This window comes from Pseudokineococcus basanitobsidens, from assembly GCF_037482545.1.
GTDB lineage: Bacteria > Actinomycetota > Actinomycetes > Actinomycetales > Quadrisphaeraceae > Pseudokineococcus > Pseudokineococcus basanitobsidens.
Genome location: NZ_JBBIAA010000007.1, coordinates 132041 through 141800 on the forward strand (window position 1 = coordinate 132041; position 9760 = coordinate 141800).

Sequence of the window (9760 nt, forward strand, 5' to 3'; positions counted from 1 at the left end):
TGACGCTGCGTCAACGGCCTCACCGACCGTCCCGCCAGGGGGCCCTCAGGAGAGGCGGGCGCCGAAGACCTCCTGCCCCATGACCGGGCGCAGCGCCCGCTGCACGTCCGGGGTGCCGAAGGCGCGTCGCAGGACGTCGTCGCCGAGCACGTTCCCCAGGGCCCCGAGGCACATGGACTGGTCCAGGGACAGGTGGCGCCGCGCGAGCGTCCCGGAGCGCACCGCGACGGCGTCGAGGAAGCCCCCGTCGCCGTAGGCGCCGAGCTCGTCCTCGAGCCCGACGAGGTTGGCCTGGGCCTCCCGGGGCTCGTAGGCCATGGCCAGGAAGGAGGCGTGCGGCGTCACGACGCCGTCCCCGAAGGTCGGTGCCGGTGCCGTGGCCGCCCGGCACCCGGCCACGCCGGGGTCGACGTCGGTGCCCTCGACGTCCGAGAAGTATCCACCGGGGTTCATGCCGATCGCGTCGACGCCGTACTCGCGGTAGCCGCCGAAGGGGTTGCTGGCCGGGGAGAACCCCCAGTAGCCGTACCCCGCCTCCTCGAGGCCGTGCTCGCGCTGGGCACGGACGTGCGCGGGGTGGTTGACCCCCCAGGAGCGTCGGCCCCAGCGTGCCTCCGGGACGAAGACGTCGGGCATGAGCTCCTCGAACATCGACCCGCCCCACCCCGGGACGACGCGCATCCCCCGGTAGGCGTAGGCCCCCTCGAAGACCTCGGCGCCGTCGTAGGTCCGGGTGCGTCCGAGCGGCTCCGCCTGCTGCCAGGACCAGTCGCAGCCGGCGGGGAAGGTGCGCCACGGGGCGAAGTACCAGTCGCTCGGCACCTGACCCCGGACCAGCCCGAGGTAGCCGGCGATGCGTGACTCCGAGACGTGGGTGTCGTAGTGGTGGTCGGTCAGCCAGACGTCGTCCCCGGTGCCGAGGTGGTTGCCGCGGCTGACGGCGGCCCCCTCCGGCGGTGGCGAGTCGTAGAAGCCGCCGTGGAGCAGACCCCCGGGGCGCGAGGCGCCGGGGTCGTAGAAGGCGTCCCAGCGCAGCCGCCGGACGAGGGGGTCGGCCAGGTCGCGGACGTCCGGGACGGCGGTGCGCACGACGTGCAGGGCGGCGCCGAACCACCCGTTGTCGACGCTGGACAGGAAGGGGACGACCCTCTCCCCGGAGTCCGGCCACGTCGTCACCACCGTGCCGTCGGCCTCGTCGTACCAGTTGTAGAGCATGCCGCTGGGCACGTGGTGGGGCAGGTCCATCACCGTCGTCAGCGTGCGGCGCACCCGCGCGGTGCACTCGTCGGCGCCGAGCACCCCGATCTCCCGGGCGGCCACGGCGCTCCACAGGTAGCCGCCGATGTTCGTCGGGGACGTGTACCCGCTGCGCGTCCGCGCCGCCAGGGAGGCCTCCACGCCGTCGGCGGGCAGCCCGGTCTCCTCGTCGGTCATGGCCACCAGCGAGGTCCAGGTGTCGCGCGCCCACCGCCGCAGCCTGTCGCCGTCCAGCCGGGGCAGGCCGGCGCGGCGGGCGGACGAGGCCGCCGACGAGGAGGCGGGCGGCGCCAGGACGGCCGCCGCGGCGGCCGCACCTCCCCCGAGCAGGACCTGGCGGCGTGCGGGTGCGGGCTGTCCGTCGGTGGCCATGACGTCCTCCGGGCGCTGGGCGCAGCGGGACCTCCCGCCGCGGTGCGGGCCGTACCGCCGTGTATGCGCATACACGGACGGCCCTACCGTGCACCTGCCCGTCGGCGCGCGCAAGGGGTGCGGCGTCCGGAGCGAGGTGCCGGCGGCGCGGGGGTCAGGCGAGCGTGCGCGGCAGCCAGGCGTGCCGCGTGCGCTCGTAGGCGTCGATCGCGTCGACGTCCCGGAGCGTGAGGCCCACGTCGTCCAGGCCCTCGAGCAGGCGCCAGCGGGTGTAGTCGTCGACCTGCATCGGCGCCACGAGCGCGTCGCACAGGACCACCCGCTCGCGCAGGTCCACGGTGACCTCCGTCCCGGGCCGCGCCTCCAGCTGCTTCCAGATCAGCTCGACGTCCTCCTGGGCCAGCTGGCCGGCGACGAGCCCCTGCTTGCCGGCGTTGCCGCGGAAGATGTCCGCGAAGCGGGAGGACAGGACGGCGCGGAACCCGTAGTCCTTCAGCGCCCAGACGGCGTGCTCGCGCGAGGACCCGGTGCCGAAGTCCGGCCCGGCGACGAGCACGCTCCCGGAGGAGTACGCGGGCTGGTTGAGGACGAAGGACGGGTCCTGCCGCCAGCCCGAGAACAGCCCGTCCTCGAAGCCGGTGCGGGCCACGCGCTTGAGGTAGACGGCGGGGATGATCTGGTCGGTGTCGACGTCGCTGCGGCGCAGCGGCACGCCGACGCCGGTGTGGCGGGTCACGGGCTCCACGGTGGTCGCCTCCTGGGCGGGGTCGGGCGAGGTCGGGACGGGTCGGGTGAGGACGGCTCGGGGGGGCGTCGGCGAGGGGGACGCTCAGGCCGGGACGAGCGGCACGGGGGCGTCCAGGTCGGACGGCGAGGAGAGCGTGCCCCGCACGGCCGTCGCGGCCGCGACGAGCGGCGAGACGAGGTGCGTCCGCCCGCCCTTGCCCTGCCGCCCCTCGAAGTTGCGGTTCGACGTCGACGCCGCCCGCTCCCCCGGCGCCAGCTGGTCGGGGTTCATCCCCAGGCACATCGAGCAGCCGGCAAAGCGCCACTCGGCGCCGAAGTCGGTGAAGACCCGGTCGAGGCCCTCGGCCTCCGCCTGCAGGCGCACGCGGGCCGAGCCGGGGACGACGAGGACGCGGACGCCGTCGGCCTTGCGACGTCCCCGGACGACCTCCGCGGCCGCCCGCAGGTCCTCGAGCCGCCCGTTCGTGCACGAGCCGAGGAAGACGGCGTCGACGGCGACCTCGCGCAGGGGCGTGCCCGGGACGAGGTCCATGTACTCCAGGGCGCGGCGGGCGGCGCTCGCCTGCCCCTGGTCGGCCATCGCCTCGGGGTCGGGCACCGCGCCGGACAGCGGGAGGCCCTGCCCGGGGTTGGTCCCCCAGGTGACGAAGGGCTCGAGGTCGGCGGCGTCGAGGACGACCTCGGCGTCGAAGACGGCGTCGTCGTCGGTGGCCAGCGAGCGCCAGTGCTCGACGGCGGCGTCCCAGTCGGCCCCGGTCGGGGCGTGGTCGCGGCCCCGCAGGTAGGCGAAGGTCGTCTCGTCCGGAGCGACCATCCCCGCGCGGGCGCCCGCCTCGATCGACATGTTGCAGACGGTCATCCGCGCCTCCATCGACAGGGCGCGGATCGCGGAGCCGCGGTACTCGAGCACGTACCCCTGGCCGCCGCCGGTCCCGATCCGGGCGATGACGGCCAGGATGACGTCCTTCGCCGTGGCCCCCTCGGGCAGCTCGCCCTCGACCGTGACCGCCATCGTGCGGGGGCGGGTGAGCGGCAGGGTCTGCGTCGCGAGGACGTGCTCGACCTCGCTGGTGCCGATGCCCATGGCCAGCGCGCCGAAGGCGCCGTGCGTCGAGGTGTGGGAGTCCCCGCAGACGACCGTCATGCCCGGCTGCGTGAGCCCCAGCTGCGGCCCGACGACGTGGACGATGCCCTGCTCGGCGTCGCCCAGCGGGTGCAGCCGCACGCCGAACTCCGCGCAGTTGCGGCGCAGCGTCTCGATCTGCGTGCGGCTCGTGGGGTCGGCGATCGGCTTGTCGATGTCGAGCGTCGGCGTGTTGTGGTCCTCGGTGGCGATGGTGAGGTCGCGGCGGCGCAGCTCCCGCCCCTCGAGCCGCAGCCCCTCGAAGGCCTGCGGGGAGGTCACCTCGTGGAGCAGGTGGAGGTCGACGTAGAGCAGGTCCGGCTCGCCGTCGCCGCCGCGGCGCACCACGTGCTCGTCCCACACCTTCTCGGCCAGCGTCCGACCTGGTGCACGACCCATCTCGTCCTCCGCCCCGGGCGCTGTGCCGCGCCGCTCGTCAGCTCGTCGTCCCACGTCGCCCCGGGACCGTGGGACCCCGGTGGGGGGCACGGTCCGGCAGCGTCGCGCGGGGGACTTGCGGTCTCACAGTGAGAGACTGCAATATCGCTCTATGGACAAGTCTAGCGGGGTCGGCGTCCTCGACAAGGCCGCCGCCGTGCTCGCCGCGCTCGAGGCCGGGCCCGCCAGCCTGGCCCAGCTCGTCGCCGCGACGGGGCTCGCCCGGCCGACGGCGCACCGCCTGGCCGTGGCCCTGGAGCACCACCGGCTCGTCGGTCGAGACATGCAGGGGCGCTTCGTGCTCGGGCCCCGGCTGCCCGAGCTCGCCTCGGCCGCCGGGGAGGACCGCCTCCTCGCCGCCGCGGGCCCGGCGCTGACGACCCTGCGCGACCACACGGGCGAGAGCGCCTCGCTCTTCCGCCGCCAGGGCGACGCCCGCGTCTGCGTGGCGGCGGCCGAGCTGCCCATGGGCCTGCGCGACTCCGTCCCGGTCGGCGCGAGCCTGTCCATGCTCGCCGGGTCGGCGGCCCAGGTCCTGCTGGCGTGGGAGGAGCCCGACCGCCTGCACCGCGGGCTCCAGGGGGCGCGCTTCACGGCCACGGTGCTGTCCGGCGTCCGCCGCCGCGGGTGGGCGCAGAGCGTCGGCGAGCGCGAGGCCGGCGTCGCGTCGGTCTCCGCCCCCGTGCGCGGGCCGGCGGGGCGCGTCGTCGCCGCCGTCTCGATCTCCGGCCCGCTGCAGCGCCTCACGCGCCAGCCGGGACGGATGCACGCCGCCGCGGTCGTGACCACCGCCCAGCGCCTGTCCGAGGCCCTCAAGCGCGCGGAGTCCGACTGACCCTGGGTCGCCGCGGTCCTCGGCGCACCCCGACCTGTCGACGCACCCCGATCTGTGGCCACGTCGGCCCCGCAGTCCCGCCCCCGACCCCGACCTGTGGCCACATCGGCCCGCAGCCCCGCCCAGGCCTCGACCCGTGGCCACGTCGGGGCGGAGGAGAAGGGCCTGCACCGTGTCGGCGACGTCGGTGCGGGCGTCACCACGCCGACCTACGGCCCCGGACGCACGAACGGCCCGGTCCCCGCGGGGACCGGGCCGTGCCTGTAGCCCCGACCGGATTCGAACCGGCGCTACCGCCTTGAGAGGGCGGCGTGCTAGGCCGCTACACAACGGGGCCGTGCTGTGTGTTGGTCCGCCGTGTCGGCGTGACCGGGTGGAACGCTGGGGTACCAGGACTCGAACCTAGACTAACTGGACCAGAACCAGTCGTGCTGCCAATTACACCATACCCCACCGGGGTACTCCGCCGGCCGCCGGCCCGCGCTGTCCCCGACGCGGAACAGTACCTGCCGCCCGGGGCGGACCCCAAATCACCGGCCACCCGGCGGCCGCGGGGCCCTCAGGCGTCGTCCGGCGGGGTGAGCTGGGTGAGCGTGACGTCGGCGCCGACCGGGTCCCGGACCTCCACGCTGCGGGTCCAGCCGTCGTCGGCCGTCCGCAGCACCTCCCCGCCGAGGACCTCGACGCGCGCCGCGGCGGCGTCCCGGTCCGCGACGCCGAAGGAGACCTCCCAGCGCGGCCGGTCCCCCGGCGGCACCGGCTGGACGGCGGCGACGACGTCGGCGAAGCCCTCCGGCGCGAAGGACTGCTCCTCGTGGATGCCGGGCCTGCTCGTGGCGGCGAGGTGGTCGCCGTAACCGGGCAGGGTGATCCAGGGCGGGCTGCCCGGCCACAGCTCGCGGACGCGCCACCCGAGCAGCGGCCCGTAGAAGGCGAGCGCGGCGTCGGGGTCCTCCGCCCGGAGGTGGCTGAAGCCCCAGCCGCCGGGGGCGTTGACGTGCTGGGCGCCGAGCCGCCGCCCGGCCTGCCAGAGGCGGATGTCCAGCCCCTGCGGGTCCCGGCACAGGACGGCACGGCCGGCGGCACCGCCGGGTCCCACGTCGCTCGGGCCGTGCAGGACCCGGCCTCCTGCGGCGCGGACGGCGTCCGCCGCCGCGTCGGCGTCGTCGACGGCGACGTACGTGGACCACGCGGGCGGCAGGGGCGGGGCCTGCGGGTCGGGCGTCCCGAGGGCCGCGACGTCGAGACCACCGACGGTGGCGACGAGGTAGCTCCCGGGGACCGCGGGCGGGACGGCGTCCGTCAGCTCCCACCCCAGGAGCCCGGCGTAGAAGTCGGCGGCGGCACCGACGTCGTCGACCTCGAGGTCGACCCAGCAGGGCACGCCCTGGGGGTAGCTCCTCGGCACCGGTGCGTCCGCCGTCCCCTGGGTGCTCATCGCGGCCCCCTGTCGTCGACCTGGTGGCGGCAGTGAAGCAGCCTCGGTCGCCGCGGTCCAGGGCCCCGGGGCCACCCGCCACCCGCTCGCGGGTGCCGCGGGGACGGGCGTCAGGACACGCGCTGCCGCAGCGCCGCGAGACGGTGGAGCGTGCTCGCCCGGCCCAGCAGCTCCATCGACTCGAAGAGCGGCGGCGAGACCCGCCGCCCCGTCACCGCGACCCGCAGCGGGCCGAAGGCGAGCTTGGGCTTGACGCCCAGCCCGTCGACGACGGCCGCCCGCAGCGTCGCCTCGAGCGCCACGGCGTCCCACTCGGCGAGGTCGACGAGGGCCGCCGCGGAGACGTCGAGCACCTCGGCGGCCTCGGCGCGCAGGGAGGCGACGGCGTCGTCCTCGACGACGAGCGCGTCGTCGCCGACGAGGAGGAAGCCGAGCATGCCCGGGCCCTCCGAGAGCACGGCCATGCGCGTCTGGACGAGCGGCACGGCCGCCGCCAGCAGACGGCGCTGCTCCTCGGTCGGCTCGCCCTCCAGCACCCCCCCGGCACGCAGGTACGGCAGCAGCCGCTCGAGCAGCACCTCCGGCGCCAGCATCCGCACGTGGTCGCCGTTGATGGCCTCGGCCTTCTTCTGGTCCCACCGCGCCGGGTTCGCCCCGATGTCGCGCGCGTCGAAGGCGGCGACCATCTCGGCGGGCGTGAAGACGTCCCGGTCGGGGCCGATGGACCAGCCGAGCAGACCGAGGTAGTTGACCATCCCCTCGGGCAGCAGGCCGCGCTCGCGGTGCCGGAAGAGGTCGGACTCGGGGTCGCGCTTGCTCAGCTTGCGGTTGCCCTCCCCCAGGACGAGCGGCAGGTGGCCGAACCGCGGCACCCGGCGGGAGTACCCCATCTCGACGAGGGCGCGGTGCAGGACGACCTGCCGCGGGGTCGACGACAGCAGGTCCTCCCCGCGCAGGACGTGGGTGATGCCCATGACGGCGTCGTCCACGGGGTTGACCAGCGGGTACAGCGGCTGGCCGTTGGCGCGGACGACGACGAAGTCGGGCACGGACCCGGCGGGGAAGACCACCTCGCCCCGGACGAGGTCGTCGACGACGACGTCCTCGTCCGGCATCCGCACCCGCAGCACCGGCTCGCGGCCCTGGTCGCGGAAGGCCCGGACCTGGCCGGGCGTGAGGTCGCGGTCGAAGCCGTCGTAGCCGAGCTTCGGGTCGCGCCCGGCGGCGCGGTGCCGCTCCTCGACCTCCTCGGGCGTGGAGTAGGACGCGTAGGCGTGGCCCTCGTCGAGGAGGCGGCGGGCGACCTCGGCGTAGAGGTCGCCCCGCTCGCTCTGCCGGTAGGGCGCGTGCGGGCCGCCGACGCCGGGGCCCTCGTCGTAGTCGATGCCGACCCAGGCCAGCGCCTCGACGATCGCGTCCATCGACTCCTGGCTGTCGCGCGCGGCGTCGGTGTCCTCGACGCGGAACACGACCGACCCGCCGCAGTGCCGGGCCCACGCCCAGTTGAACAGGGCGGTGCGCACCAGTCCCACGTGCGGCGTCCCGGTGGGGGACGGGCAGAAGCGGACCCGCACGTCGGCGCCCGTGGCCTCGGGCAGGCCCTCCGCCGTCGCGGCGTGCGGGAGCTCACCGGTCCCGGTGGTCGCGCTGCCGGTCGAGGTGCTCACCGCGCCACCACCGGGTTGCCCAGGACGCCGATGCCCTCGATGTCGACCTCGACGCGCTGGCCGGCCTCCACGCGGCCGACGCCCGCGGGGGTGCCGGTGAGGATGACGTCGCCCGGCAGGAGCGTGAAGGCCGCCGAGACGGCAGCGACGAGGTCGGGGACGTCGAAGACCATGTCGGACGTGCGCCCGTCCTGGACGAGCCCGCCGTCCAGCCGCGTGCGCAGCGCGAGGTCGGCGGTGTCCAGGTCGGTCGCGATCCACGGCCCGAGCGGGCAGGAGGAGTCGAAGCCCTTGGCGCGGGCCCACTGGCCGTCGCCGCGCTGGGCGTCGCGCGCCGTCACGTCGTTGGCGCACGTGTAGCCGTAGACGACCTCGGAGACGCGCTCGCGCGGCACGTCCTTGCAGATCCGGCCGATGACGACGGCGAGCTCGCCCTCGTAGTCGACCTCCTCCGAGAAGGACGGGAGCACGATCGGGTCGTCCGGGCCGACGACGGCCGTGTTGGGCACGAGGAACAGCAGCGGGGCGCTCGGGACGTCGTTGCCCATCTCGCGGGCGTGGTCGCGGTAGTTGCGCCCGACGCCGACGACCTTGCTGCGCGGGATGACCGGCGACAGCAGGCGGACCTCGTCCATGCCGACGACGACGCCCGTCGGCTTGAGCGGCGTGTACAGCGGGTCACCCGTGACGACGTGCAGGCGCTCGTCCCCCGGCTCCCCCTCCACGAACCCGTAGCTGATGTCGTCGTCCCGGGTGAACCTCGCGATGCGCACGCACCGGAGGCTATCGGCGCGACCGGCCACGTCCCCGTCCCCGGGCCGTCCCCGGGCCGTCGTGGGGCCGTCGTGGGGCCGTCGAGGGGCGGTCGACGGGCCGACCTACCGTGGAGACGTGCCTCCCGCCGCGACGACCGTCCTCGCGCAGGAGGAGTGGCTCCCCGTCGCCGAGGAGCACCGGCGGGAGGTCGAGGCCCTGACTGCGGGCCACCGGGAGCGCGCGCTCGCCGGTCGGCCGCACCCCGTCGAGGACTTCCTCTTCACCTACTACCGGTACCGGCCCGGCCAGCTCGCCCGCTGGCACCCGGGCGACGGCGTCGTGCTGCTGGGGGACGCCGCCCGCGAGCGCCTCGCCTGGCGCGGGTACGCCCCCTGGTCGGGCGGCGGGCGCGAGGGCGTCGTCGTCGACGTCGCGGCGCTCACGGCCACCCAGGGCCGCCGCCTGGCGCACGTGCGCGACGTCGTCGCCGCGACCCGCGGGCGCCCGGCGGAGCTGGGCTGCTTCGGGCTGCACGAGTGGGCGATGGTCCACGGCTCGGCGACCGACCCGTCGGTGCTGCGGCACGAGCGCCAGCCGCTGCGCCTGGGCGCCGCCGGCACCGACGCCGTCGTCGAGGAGGGGGCGCGCCGCGGGTGGCTGCGGTGCACGCACGTCGACGCCGTCCGCTTCTACCCGCCGAGCGCGCTCGCGCTGAGCCCGCTGCAGCCGACCCGCGAGACCCAGCCGGCGCTGGAGCAGCCGGGCTGCCTGCACGCGGGGATGGACCTCTACCGCGCCGCCTTCCTCCTCGTGCCGCTGGCGCCGAGCTCCCTCGTCCTCGAGGCGTTCCGCCTCGCGCGGGACGTCCGTGAGCTCGACATGCGGGCCTCGCCGTACGACCTGTCGTCCTACGGCCGCGCGCCGGTGCGCGTGGAGACGGCGCAGGGTCGCGCGCGGTACGCGTCCGCGCAGCGGGCGCTCGCCGTCCGTGGGCAGGAGCTGCGCGACCGCCTGCTGCCGCTGCTCGACGCCCTCGTCGACCCGACGGTCGTGCCCGCCGGGTGACGCGCGCCCGGCCACCCCTGCCGACGCTCCTATGGTCCGTCAAGCCGCCTTGAGTGCGGTCG

At 75.9% G+C, this 9760-nt stretch carries 8 protein-coding genes and 2 tRNA genes; 2 read left to right on the plus strand and 8 right to left on the minus strand.

Annotation, left to right across the window (positions count from 1 at the left end):
* Positions 1-45 precede the first annotated feature (45 nt).
* From WDZ17_RS08845 to leuC, 3 genes are all read right to left on the minus strand, one after another.
* Complete coding sequence (locus WDZ17_RS08845) at positions 46-1629, minus strand: glucoamylase family protein (RefSeq protein ID WP_339574784.1); 1584 nt, start codon at positions 1627-1629, stop codon at positions 46-48.
* Positions 1630-1783: 154 nt separating this feature from the next.
* Positions 1784-2374 (minus strand): 3-isopropylmalate dehydratase small subunit, encoded by a 591-nt coding sequence (gene leuD / locus WDZ17_RS08850; RefSeq protein ID WP_339574785.1) that lies wholly within the window; start codon positions 2372-2374, stop codon positions 1784-1786.
* 84 nt (positions 2375-2458) lie between these two features.
* Positions 2459-3898, minus strand: coding sequence for a 3-isopropylmalate dehydratase large subunit (gene leuC / locus WDZ17_RS08855; protein ID WP_339574786.1), 1440 nt, complete (start codon positions 3896-3898; stop codon positions 2459-2461).
* A 151-nt stretch (positions 3899-4049) separates the two neighbouring features.
* On the opposite strand from leuC, the gene WDZ17_RS08860 reads away from it, so the two are divergent.
* A complete protein-coding gene (locus tag WDZ17_RS08860; RefSeq protein WP_339574787.1) occupies positions 4050-4772 on the plus strand; it encodes an IclR family transcriptional regulator in 723 nt (240 codons plus the stop codon).
* Between the two features lie 264 nt (positions 4773-5036).
* Here the strand turns inward: WDZ17_RS08860 and WDZ17_RS08865 are convergent.
* From WDZ17_RS08865 to WDZ17_RS08885, 5 genes are all read right to left on the minus strand, one after another.
* Positions 5037-5109, minus strand: a tRNA-Glu gene (locus WDZ17_RS08865).
* A gap of 44 nt (positions 5110-5153) precedes the next feature.
* Positions 5154-5225, minus strand: a tRNA-Gln gene (locus tag WDZ17_RS08870).
* 106 nt (positions 5226-5331) lie between these two features.
* Positions 5332-6210: a VOC family protein gene (locus WDZ17_RS08875; RefSeq protein WP_339574788.1), complete on the minus strand. Its 879-nt coding sequence runs from the start codon at positions 6208-6210 to the stop codon at positions 5332-5334.
* A gap of 110 nt (positions 6211-6320) precedes the next feature.
* The gene (gene gltX, locus WDZ17_RS08880) at positions 6321-7808 is read right to left on the minus strand and encodes a glutamate--tRNA ligase (RefSeq protein WP_422631915.1); all 1488 of its coding nucleotides are present in this window, start codon (positions 7806-7808) and stop codon (positions 6321-6323) included.
* 65 nt (positions 7809-7873) lie between these two features.
* A complete protein-coding gene (locus WDZ17_RS08885; protein ID WP_339574790.1) occupies positions 7874-8650 on the minus strand; it encodes a fumarylacetoacetate hydrolase family protein in 777 nt (258 codons plus the stop codon).
* Positions 8651-8768: 118 nt separating this feature from the next.
* Between WDZ17_RS08885 and WDZ17_RS08890 the strand changes: the two genes are divergently transcribed.
* Positions 8769-9698: a 3-methyladenine DNA glycosylase gene (locus WDZ17_RS08890; protein WP_339574791.1), complete on the plus strand. Its 930-nt coding sequence runs from the start codon at positions 8769-8771 to the stop codon at positions 9696-9698.
* The last annotated feature ends 62 nt before the right edge of the window (positions 9699-9760 follow it).

Coding starts and splice junctions, on each gene's coding strand:
- WDZ17_RS08845 (WP_339574784.1), bottom strand. CDS start 1,629: ATGGCCACCGACGGACAGCCCGCACCCGCACGCCGCCAGGTCCTGCTC.
- WDZ17_RS08875 (WP_339574788.1), bottom strand. CDS start 6,210: ATGAGCACCCAGGGGACGGCGGACGCACCGGTGCCGAGGAGCTACCCC.
- leuC (WP_339574786.1), bottom strand. CDS start 3,898: ATGGGTCGTGCACCAGGTCGGACGCTGGCCGAGAAGGTGTGGGACGAG.
- WDZ17_RS08860 (WP_339574787.1), top strand. CDS start 4,050: ATGGACAAGTCTAGCGGGGTCGGCGTCCTCGACAAGGCCGCCGCCGTG.